Origin of the sequence: Arthrobacter sp. NQ7 (assembly GCF_029581595.2) — a bacterium.
Taxonomy (GTDB): domain Bacteria; phylum Actinomycetota; class Actinomycetes; order Actinomycetales; family Micrococcaceae; genus Arthrobacter; species Arthrobacter phenanthrenivorans_B.
Genome location: NZ_JARFXU020000009.1, coordinates 1 through 21,451, shown reverse-complemented (window position 1 = coordinate 21,451; position 21,451 = coordinate 1). Strand labels below are relative to the sequence as shown.

The 21,451-nt window shown below is 66.5% G+C and carries 20 protein-coding genes; 15 read left to right on the top strand and 5 right to left on the bottom strand.

Translation table 11 applies throughout. The annotated features are described in order from the left end of the window. Positions 1-241: 241 nt before the first annotated feature. Genes PUN71_RS11290 through PUN71_RS11280 form a run of 3 tightly spaced genes read left to right on the top strand, consistent with a single transcriptional unit; the run spans position 242 to position 5,962 of the window. Positions 242-1,699: a DUF3375 family protein gene (locus PUN71_RS11290; protein ID WP_277798483.1), complete on the top strand. Its 1,458-nt coding sequence runs from the start codon at positions 242-244 to the stop codon at positions 1,697-1,699. Further along, on the top strand, positions 1,692-2,501 hold the full coding sequence (locus tag PUN71_RS11285; protein ID WP_277798482.1) for a DUF4194 domain-containing protein: 810 nt from the start codon (positions 1,692-1,694) through the stop codon (positions 2,499-2,501). The genes PUN71_RS11290 and PUN71_RS11285 overlap by 8 nt, the downstream gene beginning before the upstream one ends. Then, the gene (locus PUN71_RS11280; protein ID WP_277798481.1) at positions 2,498-5,962 is read left to right on the top strand and encodes an ATP-binding protein; all 3,465 of its coding nucleotides are present in this window, start codon (positions 2,498-2,500) and stop codon (positions 5,960-5,962) included. Before PUN71_RS11285 ends, PUN71_RS11280 begins: the two co-directional genes overlap by 4 nt. Before the next feature lie 63 nt (positions 5,963-6,025). Here PUN71_RS11280 and PUN71_RS11275 read toward each other — a convergent pair whose 3' ends face one another. Continuing rightward, on the bottom strand, positions 6,026-6,520 hold the full coding sequence (locus PUN71_RS11275) for an FBP domain-containing protein (RefSeq protein ID WP_043449791.1): 495 nt from the start codon (positions 6,518-6,520) through the stop codon (positions 6,026-6,028). Between the two features lie 356 nt (positions 6,521-6,876). On the opposite strand from PUN71_RS11275, the gene PUN71_RS11270 reads away from it, so the two are divergent. From PUN71_RS11270 to PUN71_RS11240, 7 genes are all read left to right on the top strand, one after another. Next, positions 6,877-7,962, top strand: a complete 1,086-nt coding sequence (locus PUN71_RS11270; protein ID WP_277798480.1) for an iron-siderophore ABC transporter substrate-binding protein — start codon at positions 6,877-6,879, stop codon at positions 7,960-7,962. Positions 7,963-7,972: 10 nt separating this feature from the next. Next, positions 7,973-9,055, top strand: coding sequence for a FecCD family ABC transporter permease (locus tag PUN71_RS11265; protein WP_277798479.1), 1,083 nt, complete (start codon positions 7,973-7,975; stop codon positions 9,053-9,055). A gap of 20 nt (positions 9,056-9,075) precedes the next feature. Then, the gene (locus tag PUN71_RS11260; protein ID WP_277798576.1) at positions 9,076-10,140 is read left to right on the top strand and encodes a FecCD family ABC transporter permease; all 1,065 of its coding nucleotides are present in this window, start codon (positions 9,076-9,078) and stop codon (positions 10,138-10,140) included. Between the two features lies 1 nt (position 10,141). Further along, positions 10,142-10,957 (top strand): ABC transporter ATP-binding protein, encoded by an 816-nt coding sequence (locus PUN71_RS11255; protein ID WP_277798478.1) that lies wholly within the window; start codon positions 10,142-10,144, stop codon positions 10,955-10,957. Then, positions 10,954-12,009, top strand: a complete 1,056-nt coding sequence (locus tag PUN71_RS11250) for a siderophore-interacting protein (protein WP_277798477.1) — start codon at positions 10,954-10,956, stop codon at positions 12,007-12,009. Before PUN71_RS11255 ends, PUN71_RS11250 begins: the two co-directional genes overlap by 4 nt. A gap of 129 nt (positions 12,010-12,138) precedes the next feature. Continuing rightward, positions 12,139-14,394 (top strand): CBM96 family carbohydrate-binding protein, encoded by a 2,256-nt coding sequence (locus PUN71_RS11245; protein ID WP_277798476.1) that lies wholly within the window; start codon positions 12,139-12,141, stop codon positions 14,392-14,394. 104 nt (positions 14,395-14,498) lie between these two features. Further along, complete coding sequence (locus PUN71_RS11240) at positions 14,499-15,344, top strand: SGNH/GDSL hydrolase family protein (RefSeq protein ID WP_277798475.1); 846 nt, start codon at positions 14,499-14,501, stop codon at positions 15,342-15,344. On the opposite strand, the gene PUN71_RS11235 is transcribed toward PUN71_RS11240, so the two are convergent. Then, entirely contained in the window at positions 15,341-15,646 is a 306-nt protein-coding gene (locus tag PUN71_RS11235) for a YciI family protein (RefSeq protein WP_277798474.1), read from the bottom strand. The genes PUN71_RS11240 and PUN71_RS11235 overlap by 4 nt on opposite strands. Positions 15,647-15,705: 59 nt before the next feature. Here PUN71_RS11235 and PUN71_RS11230 point away from each other — a divergent pair, with 59 nt between their 5' ends. Then, the gene (locus PUN71_RS11230) at positions 15,706-16,191 is read left to right on the top strand and encodes a MarR family winged helix-turn-helix transcriptional regulator (RefSeq protein WP_043449806.1); all 486 of its coding nucleotides are present in this window, start codon (positions 15,706-15,708) and stop codon (positions 16,189-16,191) included. A 44-nt stretch (positions 16,192-16,235) separates the two neighbouring features. Further along, a complete protein-coding gene (locus tag PUN71_RS11225; RefSeq protein WP_277798473.1) occupies positions 16,236-16,997 on the top strand; it encodes an SGNH/GDSL hydrolase family protein in 762 nt (253 codons plus the stop codon). A gap of 22 nt (positions 16,998-17,019) precedes the next feature. Here PUN71_RS11225 and PUN71_RS11220 read toward each other — a convergent pair whose 3' ends face one another. From PUN71_RS11220 to PUN71_RS11210, 3 genes are read right to left on the bottom strand one after another with little or no spacing between them, the layout of a single operon-like run. Then, complete coding sequence (locus PUN71_RS11220) at positions 17,020-17,838, bottom strand: FAD:protein FMN transferase (RefSeq protein WP_277798472.1); 819 nt, start codon at positions 17,836-17,838, stop codon at positions 17,020-17,022. Next, positions 17,822-18,355, bottom strand: coding sequence for an FMN-binding protein (locus tag PUN71_RS11215; protein WP_277798471.1), 534 nt, complete (start codon positions 18,353-18,355; stop codon positions 17,822-17,824). The genes PUN71_RS11220 and PUN71_RS11215 overlap by 17 nt, the downstream gene beginning before the upstream one ends. Next, positions 18,352-19,818: a ferredoxin reductase family protein gene (locus tag PUN71_RS11210; RefSeq protein WP_277798470.1), complete on the bottom strand. Its 1,467-nt coding sequence runs from the start codon at positions 19,816-19,818 to the stop codon at positions 18,352-18,354. The genes PUN71_RS11215 and PUN71_RS11210 overlap by 4 nt, the downstream gene beginning before the upstream one ends. A gap of 316 nt (positions 19,819-20,134) precedes the next feature. Between PUN71_RS11210 and rpmB the strand changes: the two genes are divergently transcribed. Genes rpmB through rpsN form a run of 3 tightly spaced genes read left to right on the top strand, consistent with a single transcriptional unit; the run spans position 20,135 to position 20,846 of the window. After that, entirely contained in the window at positions 20,135-20,371 is a 237-nt protein-coding gene (gene rpmB / locus PUN71_RS11205) for a 50S ribosomal protein L28 (protein WP_018763944.1), read from the top strand. Beyond that, positions 20,371-20,538 (top strand): 50S ribosomal protein L33, encoded by a 168-nt coding sequence (rpmG, locus tag PUN71_RS11200; RefSeq protein ID WP_013602737.1) that lies wholly within the window; start codon positions 20,371-20,373, stop codon positions 20,536-20,538. The genes rpmB and rpmG overlap by 1 nt, the downstream gene beginning before the upstream one ends. A 2-nt stretch (positions 20,539-20,540) precedes the next feature. After that, on the top strand, positions 20,541-20,846 hold the full coding sequence (rpsN, locus tag PUN71_RS11195; protein ID WP_009358853.1) for a 30S ribosomal protein S14: 306 nt from the start codon (positions 20,541-20,543) through the stop codon (positions 20,844-20,846). The last annotated feature ends 605 nt before the right edge of the window (positions 20,847-21,451 follow it).

Genomic DNA, 21,451 nt, shown 5'->3' with positions numbered 1-21,451 from the left:
GACTGCGGTGGCGAACGGCCGGTTCGCCAAGACCAGTAGCAGAAGAGTAGGGGGACAGCTGCTGGCCCAGCCAGAGCAGCATGGGGCAGAAGTGACTGTTGATACGGGATTGAAACACTACCGGGAGGTAGGTCACAAAGCGGTCGCGGCGGCCTGCGTTAACCTTGTAGTTGGCAGTTTTCCCGTCCGGGCCCCGCCGGGCCGGGTGCCAAACCCCAACCCACCAGCCCAAGGAGAGTGTGTGCCCCGCTCCGCCAGGTCATCCGCTGACGCCATCAGCGCCCGGCTCCGGGACCTCGAACTCCTGACCAAGGGCCCGGCCTGGGCCTTGACCCGATCGGCGCCGTGGGTGATCGCCGTGCTCCAGGCTTCCTTTACCCGCACCCGGCCGCAGGTGCCGCTGGAGGAATTCCATGCCGACGTCGACTCCTTCCTTGAGGAGCTTCGGCGGCAGGACCCCGGGCTGGGCGGCGGGGCCAATGGCAAGGCCTTTGGCGACGAGTGGACCAGGCGGCAGTTCCTGACCCGCCGAAACCAGTCCGGCAGGATCGTCTATGAGGCCACCGAACCGGCCGCCCGCGTGCTGGCCTTCCTGGATAGCCTGTCCAGCGAGCGGTCGACGCTGAACGGTTCCCGCCTGGGCACCCTGCTGGGGGACGTGGAAAAGCTCGCCAATGAAACCAACCCTGACCAGAGCGCCCGGCTCGAAGCCCTCGAAGAGGAAATCGAGGAACGGCAGCAGCTGATCCAGGACATCAGTACCGGCGGGTTCGACGGTCTGCTCGACGACGACGAGGCGGTGGAGGCCGCCGGCAACATCCTGGACCTCGCCGCGAGCCTGCCCGCCGACTATAAGAAGATGCGCGACCGGATCGAGGAACTGGTGGGCGAACTGCGCAACCAGATCATCGAGGAGTCGCTGACCAAGGGCGCCACCATGGCCCAGGTGCTGGAAGCCGACAAGCGGCTCCGGCAGAGCCCCGAGGGCAGGACGTTCCGGTCCTTCACCGCGTTCCTGGAGGACCCGCAGCAGCAGGTGCGGTTCCGGTCGGCCATCGGCGAGGTCCTGAGCCGCCAGTTCGCCGACGACCTGTCGCCCGAGGACCGCGAAACCCTGAAGAACCTGGTGGCCGAGCTCCGCCAGCAGCACAGCCAGATCCAGCGCATCTACGGCAAGCTCAGCGAAAGCCTGAACACCTACGTCCAGAGCGACGACTTCCGCCAGTCCGTCCGGCTGCGGCAGGTCCTGCGGGAAGCGGAGCAGGCCATCCGGTCCCTCCCTTATGAGCGGGAACGCCCGGCACTGGTACCCGGCCCGGTGCTCTACAACGCCGGCTTCGAGTCGCTGTCCATGGTCAAGCTCTTCGATCCGGACGAATTCGCCGCGCCGCCCCGGCTGGCCGACCCCATCGCCTTCACCGACTCGGACCGGGTGCGCTCGCCCAGGACCGGCAAGGCGAAACCTGCGGTGGTCCGGGCGGCCATGGCCGGGGCGGCAAGCCTTGCCGAGGCCTGGCAGCAGTTGCCGGCCGAAGAGCAGCACATCAACAGCATCCGGGCCCTGCTCTCGGAAGCCCTGCACACGGGGGCCGATTTCAACCGCGGGGCCTGGGATGGCCTGGACTTCGAACAGATAGACGGTTCCACCCGGAAGGCCTACCTCCCGGTGGTCACGCTCGCAAAGGATTCAGATGACTGAGGAAATCACGACGGCGGAGGAAGCGGCGGTTGGGCATGCCGACACCCCGGCGGCATCGGGCACCGCGTACACCGGGGCAGTCTCACCCCGTGACACGTTCGTCGACGGCGCCGCGCTGTTCCCGGGCGACACCGGCGTGCTGCCCATGAAGGTCCGCCAGGCGCTGGTGAAGCTCCTCAAGGGCCCGTACATCGACGGCGGCCGGGACGAGAAACTGTGGACAGTGCTGCTGGACAACCAGGTGATCCTGCGCAGCCGCCTCTCCGAGCTGTTCCTTGCCCTGCAGTTGGACCATGAACGCAAGATCGCTGTGCTGCGCCCCGTGGATCCGGACGTGATCGGAGGCAGCACCCGTTCCAGCATCCTGCGCCAGCAGCGTGCGCTCAGCCGGGTGGAAACCATCGTGCTGCTCCGGCTCCGCCTGCTGCTGGACAGGCACGTCACGGCACAGACGGACCCCACCATCACCCGGGAGGAGATCAGCGACCTGGTGGCGCATTACCAGCCCTCCGGCCAGCAGGACGCCCTCCGCGACGCGGACGTGGTGACCCGGGCCATCACCAAGCTCCTGGCCCGGCAGCTCCTCCTCCCCACCGGCCTGGACGACGTCTACACCATTTCCAACGCCCTGCCCCTGGCCCTGCCGTTCGAAAACATCGGCGACATCCCCGCCCACATCGAGGCCCTGGTAGCGGCCAGCACCGATCCCACCGGGACCGAGGCGCTGATCGACGTCGACGCCAACCCGGTGGTTGAGGCCACAGACGACGATGACACCGACGAAGCGGAGGCCGGCAAGTGACGATCGCAAGCATGCTTCCGCTGGGTGATGTCACGAACCCGGGGCAGATGCGCCTTGCCTTGGTACAGGTGGTCAACTGGGGCACGTTCCACGGGGCGCACACGATGCACGTGGACCGGAACGGAACCCTGCTCACGGGCAACTCCGGCGTGGGGAAGTCAACCCTGTTCGACGCGATGCTGCGGGTTTTCGATGCCCGGCCACGGTCCAACGAGGCCGCTGCACAGCGCTCGGGCGGCGCCGTGGAGGACAAGCGGACCACCTTCACGTACATGCGCGGCAAGGTGGGCGACAAGGCCGTGGGTGAGGGATCGGCCAGTGCGTTCCAGCGCCCCGGTGCCACCTGGTCCGCCGTCGCGCTGACGTTCGACAACGCTGCCGGCACCCGGGTGACGGTCTCGGCACTGTTCGACCTTCCGAAGAACGGCACCGAGTCCAGCGTGGGCCGGTTCTACCTGATCGACAACGTGCCCCTGGACCTTGAGGCCGTGGAGGGCATCGCGGACAAGCGCTTCACCAAGGGCGCGCTGGAGACGGTCTTCCCGCACGCGCAGGTGTTCGACGTCCACAAGGCGTTCGCCGAGCGGTTCCGGCGGCTGCTGGGCATCAGCTCGGACCAGGCGCTGCCCCTGCTGCGCGTCATCCAGGCCGGCAAGGGCCTCGGCGGCAGCGTCAACACCTTCTTCCGCGACCAGGTCCTTGACGCCCCCGCCACGCTCGCCGCGGCTGATGACGTGGTGGAGGAGTTCAGCAACCTGATGTCCATCCGCCAGCGGCTGGAGGACGTCCGGCAGCAGCGGGACCAGCTGGCCCCCGTCCCCGGCCTCAACCGGGAGTATGCGCAGTCGCTGCTGGACGCGAACCGGCTCCGCGACCTGGTGGGGGAGGAGTTCGAGGCCTATAAGCAGAAGCTGGCTGTCGAGGTCCACCGGAAGACCCTGCTCCGGTTTAAGGAACTGGCCCAGGCGAAAGCCAAGGAGCTGGGCGCCGAACGCGGCATCCGTGACGGGCTGGCCAAGGAGCTGCGGCAGCTGGAAGCGGACTACAACAACCAGGGCGGCAACGCCATCTCGGCGATCGAGCAGTCGCTGGAGAACGCCCGGGTTGGCCTGAAGCTTCGCCGCCAGGTGGAGGAGGCGGCCCAGCAGGCACTGTCCGACGCCGGGTTGCAGCTTGAGTGGAGCGCGGCCGGGTGGGAGCAGGCGCATGAGCAGGCGGCGGCGCGGTCGGCCGAGCTGAAGGATGATTCGCAGGCCCTGCAGGAGCTGCGGTTTGAGGCCTTCGATGCGCATGCCACCCGCAAGCGAGAGCTCGCGGCCGCTGAGCAGGAGCTCGTGTCGCTGAAGACGCGCAAGTCCCTGCTGCCGCCGTCGAGCATTGAAAACCGGGCCGCGATCGCCGCGGCAACCGGCGTTCCCGAGGACCATATGCCGTTCGCCGGCGAACTCATGGACCTCGCCGAAGGGGAGGAACGGTGGCGGCCGGCCGCCGAACGCGCGCTGCGCAGCCTGGCCACCACGCTGCTGGTCCCGGGTGAGCACTTCGCCGCCGTGACCCGCTACCTGAACGGCCACAACGTCCGCGGCGCGCTGCGGGCGGTGGATGTCTCCAAACCGCTCGCCGGCGGTGCGCTCGCCGTCGAGGACGTGCGCGGCGGCGACCTGCTGACCAAGCTGGACATCCTCGCCTCCGGCGCGGCCGCCGTTGCCGGTGAATGGGTCCGGGAGCGCATTGCCCTGGATTTCGCCTACCCCTGCGTAGAGGACCCGGACGAGCTGGCGGCACTGGACAAGGGCCTGAGCCTCGGCGGCGTGGTCAAGCGGAACCGCCACACGGTTGAGAAGGATGACCGCTTCACCAGCCGCCAGGACTACGTTCTGGGCTTTGACAACGCTGCCAAGCTGGAACTCGTGGCCGGACAGGTGGAGGACCTCCGGCAGGAAGTGGCCAAGGCCGCCGAACTGGCGCAAAGCCGCGAGGACTCACACCAGGGCATGAGCCGGCAGCTCGATGCGCTGCGGCGGATTGCCGAAGACGACCGCCCCTGGGAACAGGTGTCTGCTGCGGTGGCGGCGGAGGAGCTCGCACGGATCGAGCAGCGGCTCAAGGACGCCCTGGCCGCGCAGGCGGACCTGGAACCGCTCCGGGCCACCATTGAGGAGGTCCGGCAGAAACACCAGTCCAGCACGGAATCGGCAGCCGTCCTGCAAAGCGAATACAAGGCACTCGACCGCCAGCTGACCGGCGCCGACGCGATGCTGGAAGCCGCTCGCCGGCGCCTGGCCCAGGCGCCGCCGTCGGACGCCACCGTTACCGCCCTGGAACCGCACTTCGCGGAATTCGGCGACGTGACCGAGATGCACGAGCTGGACAACCTGGCCAACCGGGTCCGGACCGCCCTGCTGGGCGAACTGCACGCCGCGGAGTCCCGGGGACAGGCCACTGCCGAGCGGCTCACGCGGATCTTCGAGGGCTTCGTGCGGGAGTGGGGCAGTGCCATCTCGGCGGACCACGGAACCAGCATCGGCGCGGCCAGCGAGTTCGAGGCGCGCTACCACGCGATCGTGAACGACGGCCTGCCGGCGCAGGAGGCGGAGTTCCGGCAGTTCTTCAACCAGCGCACGCATGAATCCTTCAGCACGCTGCTGCACCTGCTGGACGAGGAACGACGCTCCATTACCAGCAGGATCCTGCCGCTGAACGGCATCCTGTCCCAGGTGAACTTCCACGAAGGCAGCTACCTGGAACTGGACATCAAGCAAACATTGCCGCCCACCGCAAAGCAGTTCAAGGACGCCATCCAGAACGCCCTGAAGGCCCGCCACACCCGGCCGGCGAAGGCGGATGCGGGGCGTGCCGATGGTTCCGCTGCGGAGAAGGACGACGACGGCGAGCTCACCGCCCGCTACAAGTCGCTGGAGACGCTGGTGAAACGGCTTGGCTCGCAGGCGCCCGAGGACCGGCGCTGGCGCGCCGAGGTACTGGACGTCCGCGGCCACCTGTTCATCCAGTGCAAGGAACACCGGGAAGTGACCGGTCCGCGTGGCGGCAGGAAGACCGAGGTGTTCATGCATGCCGACACCGGGTCCATGTCCGGGGGCGAGCGGCAACGGTTCACCGCCTTCATCATGGCCGCGGCATTGAGCTATCAGCTGGGCATTGCCGAGCAGGGCTTCACCACGTACGGCACCGTGATGATGGATGAGGCGTTCGTCCTGGCCTCCGAGGAGTTCGCCGGTGCGGGGATCAAGGCGCTGCACGAATTCGGGTTCCAGCTGCTGCTGGCCGCGCCCGAAAACGTGATCGACCTGTCCCGCCACCTCGGCTCCGTGACAGAGATCCTGCGGGACCGGCGCACCAACCGCTCCGGCGTCCTCACCGCGCCGGTGATCCGCCCCCGCCGCGGGGAGGAAGGGACCTGGCGGTCCGAGGCCAACCCGGTGGACATCATCCTGCGCTGACCGCACCGCGGGAGCCCCCTCCACGAGCGTGGAGGGGGCTCCCGGCCGGTGTGCGCCTGGCCCCTACTTCGCTTGCACGCGTGCCAGGAACTGGGCCGTACGGTCCTGCAGCCCCTGGATCTGGCGTTTCACCACAAGGGCCGGGTCGGGGTTGATCTCATTGGCCGGCGGCTCCTTGCGGACGTTGCCGCAGCACAGGAAGTCGGCGCAGATCAGGGTGCCCACCGTGTTGCCGTCGCGTCCGGACTTGCCGGCACGCCTGGCGACCCACAGGAGGACGTCCTCCTTGGAAAACACGTCGCGGCAGAGTTCGCACAGCACCGAGCGGTTCTTCCTGGCACCTCCTTCGGGTGCCCGGAGCATGACCCCGGTGAGCCCCGTGGGCCCTGGAACCACCAGATAGCCGCGGAGCGGCATCTTTTCGTCCCGCCAGCCCAGGAACTCAAGGTTGTCCCAGTCGAGTGAGTCGAAGTCCTTGGGCAACGTCAGTTTCGCGGCTTCCGACCGGCTGGCATTGACGAAGGAGGAGCGGATTTGTTGGGGCGTGACTGATTGCATGGCTGGACTTTCGTGAAGGGTAGGGCGGCCCGAACCCGGGCCCGGGTAACAAGGGGAGTCAGTCAGTCTCCGCGGAGCAGGCCAAAGCGGCCACCCCGCTTTCCACGGCAGCGGCGGTCTGGATGACCTTCAGCATGCTCATTTGTTCCCGTTGTCCTGTTCCTGTCCAGCGCTCCGGCGGTGTACCACCGGACCGGCAAGGCCATCCTGCCAAATCAGGAGCGCGCTGTCCAAGAACGCGAGCCGCCTGTGCCCTTCGTCACATCCCTTCGATTAGGTGACAAAAACGTTGCGTAATGCACTCATAGATAGATTAGCCTTACTTAAGTTTTCATCTGATTGACCTTAGGAGTCCCGTGACGTCCCCCCTTTTCCCCGGCCCCGTGGCCTCCCGCCGGACGCTCTTGGCCAGCGCTGGCAAGGCCGCAGTGGTGGCCGCGGCTGCGTTCACCCTCTCGGCCTGCAGCACCGGTCCCGCCTCCTCCGTTTCGGACGCGGGAACGGCCTCCAGCAGCGCACAGTTCCCCGTCACCATCAAGCACGCCTACGGCAGCACCACCATCGAGAAGCAGCCCACCCGCGTGGCAACGGTCTCCTGGGTGAACGACGACGTCGCCATCGCCCTCGGCGTGGTCCCGGTGGGCGTCCCGAAGAATGAGTGGGGCGGCAACGACAAGGGCTCCACCCCCTGGAAGGACGCCGCCCTCGAGAAACTGGGTGCAGGCTTCGGCTCTTCCAAAGCTCCGGTGCAGTACTCCGAGGCCGACGGCGTCAACTTCACCGAGATCGCCAAGCTCAGCCCGGACGTCATCCTGGCCGCCTACTCCGGCCTCACTGAAGAGGACTACAGGAAGCTCAGCGAAATCGCACCCGTGGTGGCCCACCCGGACGTGGCCTATGGAACGTCCTGGCAGGACTCCACCACCATCATCGGCAAGGCCCTCGGCAAGGACGCCGAAGCCGCCAAGCTGGTGTCCGACACCGAAGCCACCATCAAGGACAAGGTCTCCCAGTACCCGCAGATCCAGGGCAAAAGCTTCATCTACGGCAACCTGGAGCCAGCCAAGGGCGACGGCGTGAACGTCTACACCGCCAACGACAACCGGCCCCGCTTCCTCAGCGAAATCGGCATGACCCTCGCCCCGGTAGTGGCGGACAACTCCAAGGGTTCCAAGGAGTTCTACATCCCCTGGTCGGCCGAGAAGGCCAATGAACTGCAGTCGGACATCTTCGTCACCTGGGTCCCGGACGCCTCCACCACTGACGCCATCAAGGCCGATCCTCTGCTGGGCCAGATCCCGGCCATCAAGAACGGCGCCCTGGTGGCCGATTCGGACAACACCCTGACCCTTTCCATCTCGGCATCGTCGCCGCTGAGCCTGCCGTGGTCCGTGGACACCTTCCTGCCGCAGCTGGCCAAAGCAGCGGACGCAGTGAAGTAAAGGCCGTTCCATGAGTACGACGACGGCACGTCCGGCAGCGGACCCGTGCACCCGGGCGCCGGACCGGGCAGCCCGTGGTCCCCGCCGCGGTGGGGCACAGGGAAGGAAGCAGGCCGCGTGGCTGCTCGCCGTCGTCGTCGTCCTGCTCCTGCTGGCCGCCACGTCCCTGGCGGTGGGCGCCCGCGACGTTCCCCTGGCCACCGTGTGGCAGGCCCTGGCCGCCTTCGATCCGGGGAACGGAGACCACGCCGTGGTGCAGGCGCGCATCCCCCGGACCGTCCTGGGCCTGCTCGCAGGCGGCGCCCTGGGCCTGGCCGGTGCCGCGATGCAGGGTGTTGCCCGTAATCCGCTGGCCGATCCCGGCATTATCGGAGTCAACGCCGGAGCTGCCCTGGCGGTGGTCACCGGAATCTATGTCTTCGGCATCACGGAGTTCTCCGGTTACGTCTGGTTCGCCTTCGCCGGGGCGGCCGGCGCCGCGGTGGTGGTGTACCTGGTCGCCTCGCTGGGCAGGGAAGGTGCCACCCCGGTGAAGCTCGCGCTGGCTGGAGCCGCCCTCAGCGCGGGGCTGTCCTCGCTGATGAACGTCATCCTGGTCTCCAGCCAGGACACCCTGGACAGGTTCCGCTTCTGGCAGGTGGGCGGTGTCGCAGGCCGGGACTGGTCAGTGCTCCTGCCAGGCTTGCCGTTCCTCGCGGCGGGCACGCTGGTGGTCCTGCTGGCCGGCCGGACCCTCAACAGCCTTGCCCTGGGGGACGACATTGCCCGCGGGCTGGGCCAGCGGGTGGGCCTGTCCCGTGCCCTCATCGCCGCGGGGATCGTGCTGCTCTGCGGCACTGCCACCGCGCTGGCCGGGCCCATCGGCTTCGTCGGCCTGGTCATCCCGCACGCCGTCCGGTTCCTCACCGGCCCGGACTACCGCTGGATCCTGCCCTTCTCCCTGGTCGCCGCCCCCGCGCTGCTGCTCGGTGCCGACATCATCGGCCGGGTGGTGCTGCTTCCCGGTGAGGTGCCCGCGGGCATCATGACCGCCCTGGTGGGCGCGCCGGCCTTCGTCTGGCTCATCCGGCGTGGGAAAGGGTCCGGCCTGTGACCCGTGTTGCTCCATCAGATATGGCTGCCAAAACCCCGCCTAAAGAACCAAAAGTGATAGGGCAACGGCGGCTGGTTCCGGTGAGCCGGACCGCGTTGCTGGCCGCCGCCGTCGCGCTCCTGTTCTTCGCGTCCGTCCTCCTGGGCAGCTACACGGTGACCATCCCGGACTTCTTCACCATCGTCGCCAACCACCTCACCGGCGGCCCGAAAATCCCCGGCGCCAGCTTCATCGTGATGGAGGACAAGCTGCCCCGGGCGGTCATCGGCACCATGATCGGGACCGCGTTCGGACTGGCCGGCGCCCTGTTCCAGACCATGCTGCGGAACCCCCTGGCCAGCCCGGATGTCATCGGCATCAGCTCCGGCGCAAGTGCCGCCGCGGTGGTGGCCATCGTCGTTTTCGGTGCCTCCGGCGGCGCCGTCTCCGCGGCAGCGTTGGCGGGGGCGCTTGCCGTGGCCGGCCTCATTTACGCGATTTCCAGCGGTGGAGCGGGCCGGGGCGATGCGGCCGGAAACCGGCTGGTCCTGGCGGGAGTAGGGATTGCTGCGGCGCTGCAGGCCGTGGTCAGTTTCCTGATGACCCGCGCCGATATCCGCACGGCCGCCGACGTCCTGGTCTGGCTCAACGGTTCGCTGAACTCCGCCAACTGGGACCGGGCCGGCATCCTGTTCCTGGCGCTTGCGGTGCTCGTTCCCGCGGTGGGGGCCATCGCCGGACCACTGCGCGTCCTGGAACTCGGGGATGACGCCGCGGCAGGACTGGGGGTCCGGGTCAACGCCGCACGCGTGGCCGTGGTGGTCATCGCGGTTGCGCTTGCCGCGGTGGCGACGGCCGCTGCCGGGCCCGTCTCGTTCGTCGCGTTCCTGGCAGGACCCATTGCCCGCCGCGTTACCGGGAAAGCCAGCATGCCGGCGTCGGCCCTGGTGGGTGCCCTCATTGTCCTGGCGGCCGACTACTTCGCCGCCAACCTTGCCCCGCTGCTGCTGGACGGCACCGTCCTGCCCGTGGGCGTCGTCACCGGCGCGCTTGGCGCCCCGTTCCTGCTGTGGCTCCTGGTCACGGCCAACCGAAAGGATGCCTGACGTGGCTGTTCTCGAAGCCAGGGACCTGACGCTCACCTACGGCCAGCGCCGCGTGGTGGACGGCCTGAGTGTCCAAATCCCTGAGGGCAAGGTGACCATGATCGTGGGTGCCAATGCCTGCGGCAAGTCCACGCTGCTCCGCGGCCTGTCCCGGCTCCTGAAGCCTTCGGGCGGCGCCGTGACGCTGGACGGCAAGGACATCCACGCCCGTCCGGCCCGCGAGCTGGCCCGCACCCTGGGCCTGCTTCCGCAACATCCCACCGCTCCGGACGGGATCACGGTGCGTGACCTGGTGGGCAGGGGCCGCTACCCGCACCAGGGCTTCTTCCACAGCTGGAGCGATCAGGACGACGCCGCAGTGCAGCGCGCGCTGCAGGCGACCGGAACGCTGGACCTGGCCGGCCGGGACGTGGATGAACTGTCCGGCGGCCAGCGGCAGCGGGTGTGGATCGCCATGGCCCTGGCCCAGGAAACCGACGTGCTGCTCCTGGACGAGCCCACCACCTACCTCGATCTTGCCCACCAGGTGGAAGTCCTGGACCTGGTGACCGACCTGAACCGCAGCCGGGGCACCACAGTGGCCATCGTGCTCCACGACCTCAACCTCGCCGCCCGCTACGCCCACCACGTCATCGCCATGCAGGCCGGAGCCGTGATGGCTGCCGGCTCCCCGCAGGACGTGGTGACCGAAGAACTGGTCCGCGGGGTTTTCGGCCTGGAGTCCCGCGTCATTCCGGACCCCGTCTCCGGCACGCCACTCATCATTCCGATCGGCCGCCACCATGCCACCGCCAACGAACTGGAGCTTGTCCCATGAAGACCCGCGAATCCGCCGCCACCCAGCACGCGGCAGCCCAGCCCATGAGCCTTGCCTTCGAGGTCACGGTCTCGTCGGTCCGGCAGCTCAGTCCCACCTTCCGCAGGGTCACGTTCGGCGGCTATTCACTGCGTGATTTCGGTGTCCACGGCGACACGCTGGACCTGCGCATCAAGCTCCTGATTCCGTCGCTGGCGGCGGACGGGACCCGGCTGCCGCTTGCCGCCTTCCATACGGGCCAGGCAGGCTGGTACCGGGACTGGCTGGCGATGGATCCCGCCGTGCGCGGTGCGATGCGCACCTACACGGTCCGGGAGGCACGGCTGGACGCGGTGTACCCGGAGATCGACGTCGACTTCGCCATGCACACGGGTGACCCCGGGTGCAGCGGGCCCGCCGCCAACTGGGCCTTGAACGCCAGGCCGGGTGATGCGCTCACCATCATCGGTCCCAACAACCGCGCCGCCCACTGCGTCACCGCGGAGACCTATTCCGGCATTGAGTGGCGGCCCGGGCTGGCCCAGCGCATCCTGCTGGCCGGCGACGAAACAGCGGTCCCGGCCATCTCCGCCATCCTCGAAAGCCTCCCACCGTACATGAGCGGGCACGCCTTCCTTGAGGTGCCGGAAGCCGGCGACTTCCTCGAACTCAGCTCCCCGGCGGACATCGCCATCACCTGGCTGGCCCGGGGCGCGGCCATCGGGCGCTCGCGGCCGTACGGCCAACTGCTGCAGGAGGCCGTGCGCAAGGCCGTCCCCGTGCCCGGCTGGGTTGGCATCACAGCGGACGACGGCGGCGCCGGGCCCGAGCCCGAAGACGTCAACGTGGATGTGGACATCCTGTGGGAGACGCCCGCCCGGATGGAAACAGCCCACCTCCGCGGTGCCAGGAACCCGGGCATGCCAGCCGGGGCCATGCCCTTCTACGCCTGGATTGCCGGAGAAGCGGCCGTGATCAAGGATCTCCGCCGGTACCTCGTCCGGGAAGTTGGCATCGACCGGAAGCAGGTGGCTTTCATGGGGTACTGGCGGCAAGGCAAAGCGGAAGGCTAACGGCATTCCCTGCCCGCCGGCGCCGTAACACACGTTTTCAGGACTGCCCGAACCGGTTAAAGCCGTGTCATTAGGTGTGACAAGCATTACACTACGGATACTTCAACTGGAACATTAAGGTCTCATTCCATGAAAACTATCCGTCGGTCGGTTATCTCTGCCCTGACACTCCTGGTCATGCTTATTTCACTTGCCGTGGTGGGCAGCGGGGCGAACGCAGTGGGAGCACTGACAGTCGCGCCGTCCGCGGACACCTACGTCCAGGCCGACCGGCCCACGGAGAACTTTGGGACGAGCGTGCGCTGGTCCACGGAGGGCCGGACGAGCATCGCGCGGAGCAGCCTGCTGCGGTTCAACGTCCAGGTCCCCGCCGGGGAACACATCACCTCGGCAAAGCTCCGCGCCTATTCGGAGGCGGCGGCAACGTCGACGGAGTTCGTGGATGTCTACACCACCGGCGGTGCATGGACCGAAACGGGCGTCACCTGGAACAACGCCCCGGCCCGCGGGACCCTGCTGGGCCGGACCGGCGGGTTCTCCAGCGGCGCCTGGGTGGAATGGGACGTCACCAAAGGCGTTACCGCCAACGGCGGTGAGCAGAACTTCAGGCTGGAATCCGGCGCGCAGAAATGGCTCGGCTTCAAATCGAACCAGGCCCTGGACGCGGCACTGCGCCCAAAGCTGGTGGTCACCACCGCGGCTGACATGGTAGTGACCGAACCCACCCCAACTCCAACCCCCACCCCCGCGCCCATTGACCCGGGAGGTGTCCAGGCTGCTGCCACGCAGAACTGGGGTGCACCCGTCGCCGGCGACGAATTCAACTACGTCGGGGCCCCGGACGCAACCAAATGGAGCGTGTATAAAGGCGCGGGGCATGCCGGCAACGGCATCCGCAGCCCGGAGCAGGTAAAGGTGGACGGCTCCACTATGGTCATGAGCGGAACACCCGACGGGACCACCGCCGGCATGTCCGCCAGGTTTGCCAACCAGAAGTACGGGCGCTGGGAAGTCCGCGCCGCCGGCTCCGGCGACAATGAATACCACATGGTCTCGATCCTCTGGCCGGACAGCGGGAACTGGCCCTGCGACGGCGAAGTGGATTACGCGGAAACAACGGGCGACTGGAACGTGATCAAGTTCTTCCAGCACTTCTCCTGCACGAACTCCCAGACCAGGGCCAGCAAGACGCTGGATGTTTCCCAGTTCCACAACTATGCAGTGGACTGGTCCCCCGCCGGGATGACCGGTTACGTGGATGGCGTGAAGTGGTTTGAGGACAACGACCCCACCCATCAGCCTCCGGGCAGCATGCATCAGACCCTGCAGCTGGACTGGTTCCCGGATACCACCGCTGACGGTGCTGCGGAAATGCGGGTGGACTGGGTACGTGTCTACCCGGCGGCAGGCGGAACGAGCCCGGCCCCCACACCCACTCCGACGTCCACCACGACTCCGGCGCCAACATCCAGCCCGGCCCCGACCGCGACGCCCACAACCCCGCCGTCGGGTGATTCATTCGAGTTCGCCGCCGCCGGCGACATGAACCCGTCAGGAAACACGTCGACGAGCTCGGCAGCCGGCAAGAACGCCGCGAGCATTATCGGCAGCCTCAACGATGGTTCGCTGGATAATTTCCTTGCTATCGGGGACTTCCAGTACGACAAGGGAACCTGCACTGCGCTTGGCGCGTGGAACCAGGTGTGGGGCGGGTTGAAGGCCAAGACCTACTGGACCGCGGGCCCGAACCATGACGTGGAACCGGGTGTGAATGATGACGTGGACCGGTTCATGGACGGCCAGTGCGTGAACACCACCAAGTCCGCCACCAGCACCACCCTGGGCCGGTTCCAGGATGCACTGGAGTGGTATTCCTTCGACAAGGGAAACTGGCATATCCTCGTGGCGCCCACCGCAACCTGGCGGTACAACGCATCCCGCGCGCAGGCCATGACCGCGGAAATGGACGCTGATTTGAAGGCGGCCAAAGCGGCCGGAAAGCATCTGGCAGCCGTTTACCACGACCCGTATTTCACCTCCAACACGTCCAGCCACACGCGCTTCACCCAGGCGAAGCCCTGGATCGACATGTTCTGGAACAACCGGGTGAAAGTGCTGCTGTCCGGCTCCCAGCACAACTACGAACGGACCTGCCCGGTGAACAACGCGGACCAATGCGTACCAGACGGCATGCAGCAGTTCCAGGTGTCCACGGGCGGCATCGGCCTCCGCTCGTTCACCAGTGACCCGGCCTACGTCCAGCGGAAATTCAGTGACACCTGGGGCCACCTGAGGATGAGTCTGAAGGCAGACGGCTCCTACACCTGGGAGTTCCGCCCCGTGCACGGCGGCATGCAGACGGACAGCGGGTCCCGCACCCCTTGATCGAATGGCGGGCCGCCGTGGCAACCCGGCTGCCGGGCCCACCCGCCCACTTACTGTTCATCCCGGCGTCGTCCTTGCTTCTCCTTGAGCCGTTAGGTTGGGCGGTGGTGCCTGAATCCCTGCTTCCTGACTCCGGGCGCCGGGTGTTTGTTGCCCTTGGCGATTCCTTCACGGAGGGAGTAGGGGACCGGGACGACCGGCTGCCCAACGGCGTGCGGGGCTGGGCCGACAGGGTTGCCGAGAAACTTGCCAAGGCACAGCCGGGGTGGAAGTACGCCAACCTGGCCATCAGGAGCAAGCGGCTGCGGCACATCATCGATGAGCAGCTGGAGCCCGCGCTCCGGATGCAGCCCACGCTGATCACGCTCTATGCCGGCGGCAACGACATCCTGGACCTGAAAACGGACATGCCCGCGCTGATGGCGGACTACGAACAGTTTGTTGCCAGGCTTGCCGGCACGGGTGCCACACTGGTGCTCTTCACCGGGTTCGACGTCAAGGTGTCCGCGCTGCTGGAGCCGCTCAAGAAACGCAATGCCTATTACAACCGCCGGGTCCGGGAAATTGCGCGGAAGTACGGAGCGGTGCTCGTGGACTACTGGTGCCTGGACGCCTTCCATGACCGCCGCATGTGGGACTCAGACCGGCTCCACATGTCCAAGGCCGGGCATAATTACCTGGCCGGGCAGGTCCTGGACCAGCTGGGCGTGCCGCACAAGATCAAACGCAAGGACTGGGAGCCGGCGCCCAGGCTGGGCCTGCGGGAATGGGAGCGGCGCCAGCGGCGATGGGTCCACGACTGGGTCCTGCCGCTTTTTGGCCGCAAGCTTCGCGGCGTCACGCTGGGGGACACACTCAGGCCGCGCTGGCCGGAACCGGTGAAGGTCCCCCGGAAAGGCGGCCTGAAGAAGCTCGCCAGGGACGGTCCCGACGGCGGCGGCGCGCCTTAGCCCTGTTGCGCCGGCGGGGTGTCCAGGAGGTTTTCAAACCCCGGCGCTACCCGGCCGGCGTGGAACTCCACCACCTCGAAGTCGGCCACGCCATTGGTATAGAACGGATCCTGCGCCAGGCTCGCGTCGAGAGTGTCCCGTTCGGCCTGCGAGAGCAGCAACCCGCCCGTGCGGGGGATCTTGCGCCCGGCGGCGATGAACACGCCGTCGTCGAACGCTTTCTGCAGCCAGGAGATGTGGGCGTCGTTGTGGAAGTCGACAATCTCCTGGGGCACGCGGTAGGTGAGGGAGACAACATACATGGACCCAAGCCTACGGGGCCGCACAAGCTACTTGAAAGATCAATCGTAGAATGGGGACCATGACCGAACCCCGCTGGCTCAACGCTGACGAACGCCGCGCCTGGCTGGCGCTGGTGAGCATCAACACGCTGCTGCCTGCGGCCCTGGACACCAGGCTCCACGCGGCCGGAAAGCTGTCCCTCTTCGATTACACGGTCCTGGCCATGCTGTCCGAAGCTGAGGGCCGGTTCCTGCCCATGAGCGAACTCGCTGCCCGCAGCAGCGCTTCCCTGTCGCGCCTCTCGCACGTGGTGACGAAGCTGCAGAAGCGCGGCTGGGTGGAGCGCCGCCCCCATCCCCGCGACGCCAGGGTGACCACCGCCCACCTCACCGAGGAAGGCATGGCAACCATCGTTGGGCTCGCCCCGGGCCACGTCGAAGACGTCCGTGAGCTGTTCCTTGATGCCTTGACCGAGGAGGATGTGCTGGACCTGGCGCGGATCGGCGAAAAAGTGGTGGGCCGGCTGGACAAGGACCATTGGATTCTGCGCGAGACCCAGCCCTGACCGGCTGATTGGTTGCTTCCGGCAACGGATGGCAAACTAACCGCATGGAGTTCACTTCCCGGTTTGTTGCGCTCGGCGATTCCTTTACCGAAGGCGTTGGTGACGACGACCCCACGCGCCCCAACGGCGTCCGGGGCTGGGCTGACCGCGCTGCCGAACAGCTCTGCGCCGCCGACCCTGGATTCGGCTACGCAAACCTGGCCATCCGCGGCAGGAAGCTCCGGCAGATCCTCGCGGAACAGGTGGACGCCGCCGTCGAGCTTAAGCCCACACTGGTGAGCATCTACGCCGGCGCCAATGACATCCTGCGTCCCCGCGTGGACATCGATGACCTCCTGGTGGAGTACAACGACGCCGTGGGCAAGCTCAGCGCCACCGGCGCCACCGTGGTGATGTTCACCGGATTCGACGCCCGCGGGTCAAAGGTTTTTGGCACCATGCGCGGCCGCACCGCCATCTACAACGAACTGGTGCGTGGAATCGCGGGGGACCATGGGGCGCTGCTGGTGGACTACTGGCGCTTCAGCGAGTACTACGACTGGGGCATGTGGGCCCATGACCGGATGCATATGTCCGCCGCCGGCCACGCCAACATGGCCAAGCGTTTCCTCGAGGTCCTCAAGTATGACCACTCCATCGATATCCCGCCCATGTCCCCCGTGCCGGAACTGGGCCGGGCCGAGGCCATCCGCGCCAACGCCCAGTGGTTCCGTGAGTATGCGGCTCCGTGGGTGGTCCGGAGGGTCACCGGCAAGTCGTCCGGTGACAATCTGCGGCCCAAGTACCCGGAGCCCATCCGGCTGTAGCCCGCTGTTCAACACCGGCTGGTCAGGCGGGGTGGAACCCTGGCGTTGCCAGCATCGATCCGTCCGCATGGATGGCCAGGACGGCCACATCCCAGTTGTCCGCCGCATGGTCCAGCATCCGCGTCCCGCCGGCAACGATCGCGGTGGCCAGGACGTCGGCTGTCACGATATCCGTGGCCGCAACGGTCACCTGGACGAAGCCGGCCGCGCTGCCCACCCGCCAAATGTGCTCGCCGCGTTCGGCGGAGCCTGATGTTGCGATCGCGCTGTGCCGGCCGGTGCCGCCCAGCGGGTACCCGGTAATCAGCGTGCGGCGGTCCGCGGGGTCCACAACACCTGCCTTCCATAGCTCGGCGCTTCCCGGCCGTGGCGAGCCGCTGACCAGGACGTCGCCTCCTGCGTTGAGGCACCAGTCGTGCCGGCCGAGGGCAAGCAGCGACGTTCCTGCCTCGCGGATGGCATGGCCCTTGATGATCCCGGAAAGGTCCAGCACACCGTCGGGCCGTTCGGGGGTGAATGCGCCGCTGGTCCGGAGCCGCCAGTCATGCGCCTCCGCGTACCGCTCGCGCATCTGCGCCGAGGCGTGGGGCAGCTTTAGTTCACCGCGCGCCAGCCTGCTGGCTTCCGAATCGGGACGGTACAGGCTGAACGTTTCATCCAGGTCCCGGAACAGGCGCTCGACGACGACGGTGGCGGCAGCGAGCTCGTCGAGCCCCGCTTGCCCTTCCGCGGGAGAGCCGACGGGCATGGTCAGCCCGATGACGGTTCCCATGCACTCAAACATGCGCGCCTTCAGTGCCAGGCTTCCGGTGTTTGGCAGGGCGCTAGAGGTTCGCTGCATCGATGGCTGCCTGGAGTGAGGTCAGGTAAGCGTCGCTGGTGATGGTGGCGCCGCTGACGGTCTGGACATTGGCAGACTGCGCCGCCAGGACCTTGCTGCGCAGCAGGGGTGCGGCGCGGTTGCTGATCTGGATCGACTTGCCGTCCGTATTGGTCAGCTGGAGGGCCGTAACGTCGGTGATCTTTCCATTGGCCACCGTGATCTGGACCTGGACGGGGCCAAACCGGGTCTGGACAGTGTTTCCTTTGTAGGTGCCGGAGGCGGAGGAACTGGACGAACTGAAGGATCCGGAGCTTGCGGACCCGGAGGAACCTGTGGCGCCCGACGAGCTGGAGGACCCAGCCGACCCTGACGAACCTGTCCCCGCCGACCCCGTGCCGGTGGCACCCGTGGTGCCTGTCGCCGTCGTACTTGATGCCACGGTGCTGATGCCGCCCGCCTGCGTGCCTGTCTGCCAGCCCGCCAGGAGGATCCCGGCGGAGGCCAAAGCTGCTGCGACTGTTCCGCGAATTTTCACCAGTCAAACCTTTCGTGATGGATCTGTTCCTCGGGGACGCCGGCCTTTCCGGCATCCGCAATGACGTTCGCCGCCCACGCCGCCGGGCCGCAGACGTAGACGTCCGCATCGGCGATGTCCGGCACATAGGAGGTAAGGCTGTAGCCGTTGCGCACGGCTTCCTCGGGAAGCCAGCTGGACCGGCCGTGGCCCCGCGGCCCGGTGAGGTGGAAGAGCCGGACCCCGCGCGCCTGGCAGAGGTCAAGGATTTCGTTGCCCAAGTAAAGCTCCTTGTCAGTGTGGCCGCGGAGGAGGACCGTGGCCTCGCCAGGAGCAAATGGGGTGGTCTCCAGCAGCGCGCGCAGGGGAGTGATGCCGATGCCGGCGCCGATCATCACCACCTTGTTCTTCGTCCGGGCTGCCGTGCTGAGCATTCCGTAGGGGCCCTCCAGGGCCACCTTGGTGCCCTTCCGCAGCCGGAGCAGCCGGGCGGAACCGTCGCCAAGGTTCCGGACCGTGACCCGCAGCGTCCCCTGCCCGTCAGGGCCATTGAAGACAGGCTCTGCGGAGAGACTGAACGGGTGCGGGTGCCACCACATGCCCGGAGCCAGGAACCGCCAAATGAAGAAGCGTCCGCCCGTTCCAGCCAGCTGGTTAAGCTTCCGGCCCTTCATGACGATGTTCACCACGCCCGGCGCCACGGCCTCCACCCGGGCCACGGTCAGCTGGTGCCGGGCCGTTGCCAGCACCGGCTCCAGTACCCGGAAGTACACCAGGGCAGTGCCGGTGTAGATGCAGATGGCGAGCCAGTACCAGCGCTGCCAAGTGCCGGCTGCAAAGAGGCCGCCCACACTGAACTGGTGCGGAATTGAGGTGGCCACGGCTGCGTATGTCAGCAGATGCACCACGTACCAGAACTCGTAGGGAAAGCGGCGCCTGACAGCTACCAGGGACGTCACCACGACGGCAATGAACAACGCCATGGAGACGAAAGCCAGCCACATGTCGGGCACCTGGACCCAGAGGTTGATGGACTCGCTGACCGGATCCAGTCCCTCGGCCATGCCATACCCAATAACCAGCAGGAGGCCGTGTGCCAGCAGGAGGTAGAGGGAGGGTTTCCCCAGCTTTCCGTGGAACTCCAGGGCCCGGTCGTGGCCAATGGTGCGGTCAATGAAGGGGATCCTCGCGGCCAGAAGCAGCATGAGCAGGACCAGGTCCATGCCCGCCAACCCCGCCACTATCCCCGCTGCCGTGAACGCGGCCGCAGGGGACGTGATGCTGGTGGCTCCGCCGTCGGCAAGCCACAGGGCGACAGCCGCCGCAACGGAGGCCCAGGCGATGACGGTCAGGAGGTCAGTGCGCAGCATCCGCTGCCGGTACTGGCGGGCAAACCAGCCGTGGGTGGGCTTCTTGATTGGTGAAAGCTCCGGGCGGCCGGAGCTGCTTGCGGCCGGAGTTGCCGGCAGGAGCTGCGTGTTCATGGCTCCACGATGCGTGGAGAAACTATGATCCTGCTGTGAAAAAGGGCCAGCCCTGGCTGTGATCTTTTCCCTGCCCTTATACACCCTTTGACGCCCGATTGGTCTTTAATTGCGCCACCTCGTAGACTTGGTAGGCGCTAAGTGCGCGGAGCGTGCGCAATTGCTCCGGTTGCCCGGTAATTTCTCCAGGGTGGCCGGTAGTTAGGGGCTCAAGTTGCGTGACTAACCGTTGCCCGTACATTCTGTGGGTCGCACTTGGCAGCATGGTCCAGCAGCAGATATGCGGATCATTACTTTCAAATCTTGAGGAGAAGTCATGGCAGCACACTGCCAAGTGACCGGGGCCGAGCCGGGCTTTGGGCACAGCATTTCGCACTCGCACCGCCGCAACAAGCGCCGGTTCGATCCGAACATCCAGAAGAAGCGCTACTGGGTTCCGTCCCTGCGCCGTAACGTCACCCTGCAGGTCTCTGCACGTGGCATCAAGACCATCGACGTGCGCGGCATCGACGCAGTCGTCGCCGACATTCTTGCTCGTGGGGTGAAGCTCTAGTGGCTAAGGACAAGGACGTACGTCCGATCATCAAGCTCAAGTCGACCGCTGGCACGGGCTACACCTACGTGACCCGCAAGAACCGTCGTAACGACCCGGACCGCATGGTCCTGAAGAAGTACGACCCCAAGATCCGCCAGCACGTCGAATTCCGAGAGGAGCGCTAAACATGGCTAAGAAGTCCAAGATTGCTCGCAACGAGCAGCGCAAGGTCATCGTTGAGCGTTACGCTGCAAAGCGCCTCGAACTGAAGAAGACCCTGGTTGACGAGAACGCAACCGACGAAGCACGCGAAGCAGCCCGCCTGGGCCTGCAGAAGCTGCCCCGCAACGCGTCCCCGATCCGTCTGCGCAACCGCGACATCATCGATGGCCGCCCCCGTGGCACCTTCCAGAAGTTCGGTATCTCCCGTGTCCGTTTCCGCGACATGGCACACAAGGGCGAACTCCCGGGCATCACCAAGTCTTCCTGGTAATCCAGCACCGCTGATTCCAGCTGCTTGAGAAGGGCCGGCAACCTCAGGGTTGCCGGCCCTTCTGCGTTTAACCCATTGCTTGTTCAGCGCCCGGGCCCGCCAGGAAACACCTGTGCCGCAGCACACACGGGCAGAATGACGACGACGGATGGCCGCCAAGGTGCATGACTGGCCCCTTCTTCCGCGCAATACCGCGGATCTTTGGCCTCCGAAGGGCCGGTTTGCGGTGGGGGTGGTGTGCGTGTATTGTTTTCTGAGTCGCCGCGGGGGAGACAGTGAAGAACTGTTCACCGGGTGGCCAAAACCCCCAATTCAAAGCCAGGTTCTGGTTGCTCTTTAGGGCGCTGGGAATCGGTGTGGGGCGGTCTTCTCTTCGAAGTGGGTCCTGTGATGATGGATTTGCTTCGGGGTGGGGGATCGGGTAAGTTTGAAAAGTTGCTCCGGAGCGATCCTGAACGTTGGTTTGGGTGGTGCCGGGTGTGTCTGTTGTTTGAGAACTCAATAGTGTGCCAAGTTTGTTGATACCGATTATGTAATGTGATTGGTTGAAATGTGCTGTGTGCGCCACCCCGTGGTGTGCATGGTTTTTTTAGCTGGTTTCAAAT

Excerpts from the sequence above, each read along its gene's own strand:
- PUN71_RS11275 (WP_043449791.1), bottom strand. The coding sequence starts at position 6,520 with ATGCAATCAGTCACGCCCCAACAAATCCGCTCCTCCTTCGTCAATGCC.
- PUN71_RS11210 (WP_277798470.1), bottom strand. The coding sequence starts at position 19,818 with ATGAACACGCAGCTCCTGCCGGCAACTCCGGCCGCAAGCAGCTCCGGC.
- PUN71_RS11230 (WP_043449806.1), top strand. The coding sequence starts at position 15,706 with ATGACCGAACCCCGCTGGCTCAACGCTGACGAACGCCGCGCCTGGCTG.
- PUN71_RS11250 (WP_277798477.1), top strand. The coding sequence starts at position 10,954 with ATGAAGACCCGCGAATCCGCCGCCACCCAGCACGCGGCAGCCCAGCCC.
- rpsN (WP_009358853.1), top strand. The coding sequence starts at position 20,541 with ATGGCTAAGAAGTCCAAGATTGCTCGCAACGAGCAGCGCAAGGTCATC.
- PUN71_RS11245 (WP_277798476.1), top strand. The coding sequence starts at position 12,139 with ATGAAAACTATCCGTCGGTCGGTTATCTCTGCCCTGACACTCCTGGTC.
- PUN71_RS11225 (WP_277798473.1), top strand. The coding sequence starts at position 16,236 with ATGGAGTTCACTTCCCGGTTTGTTGCGCTCGGCGATTCCTTTACCGAA.
- PUN71_RS11220 (WP_277798472.1), bottom strand. The coding sequence starts at position 17,838 with ATGCAGCGAACCTCTAGCGCCCTGCCAAACACCGGAAGCCTGGCACTG.
- PUN71_RS11265 (WP_277798479.1), top strand. The coding sequence starts at position 7,973 with ATGAGTACGACGACGGCACGTCCGGCAGCGGACCCGTGCACCCGGGCG.
- PUN71_RS11235 (WP_277798474.1), bottom strand. The coding sequence starts at position 15,646 with ATGTATGTTGTCTCCCTCACCTACCGCGTGCCCCAGGAGATTGTCGAC.
- PUN71_RS11285 (WP_277798482.1), top strand. The coding sequence starts at position 1,692 with ATGACTGAGGAAATCACGACGGCGGAGGAAGCGGCGGTTGGGCATGCC.
- rpmB (WP_018763944.1), top strand. The coding sequence starts at position 20,135 with ATGGCAGCACACTGCCAAGTGACCGGGGCCGAGCCGGGCTTTGGGCAC.
- PUN71_RS11260 (WP_277798576.1), top strand. The coding sequence starts at position 9,076 with ATGGCTGCCAAAACCCCGCCTAAAGAACCAAAAGTGATAGGGCAACGG.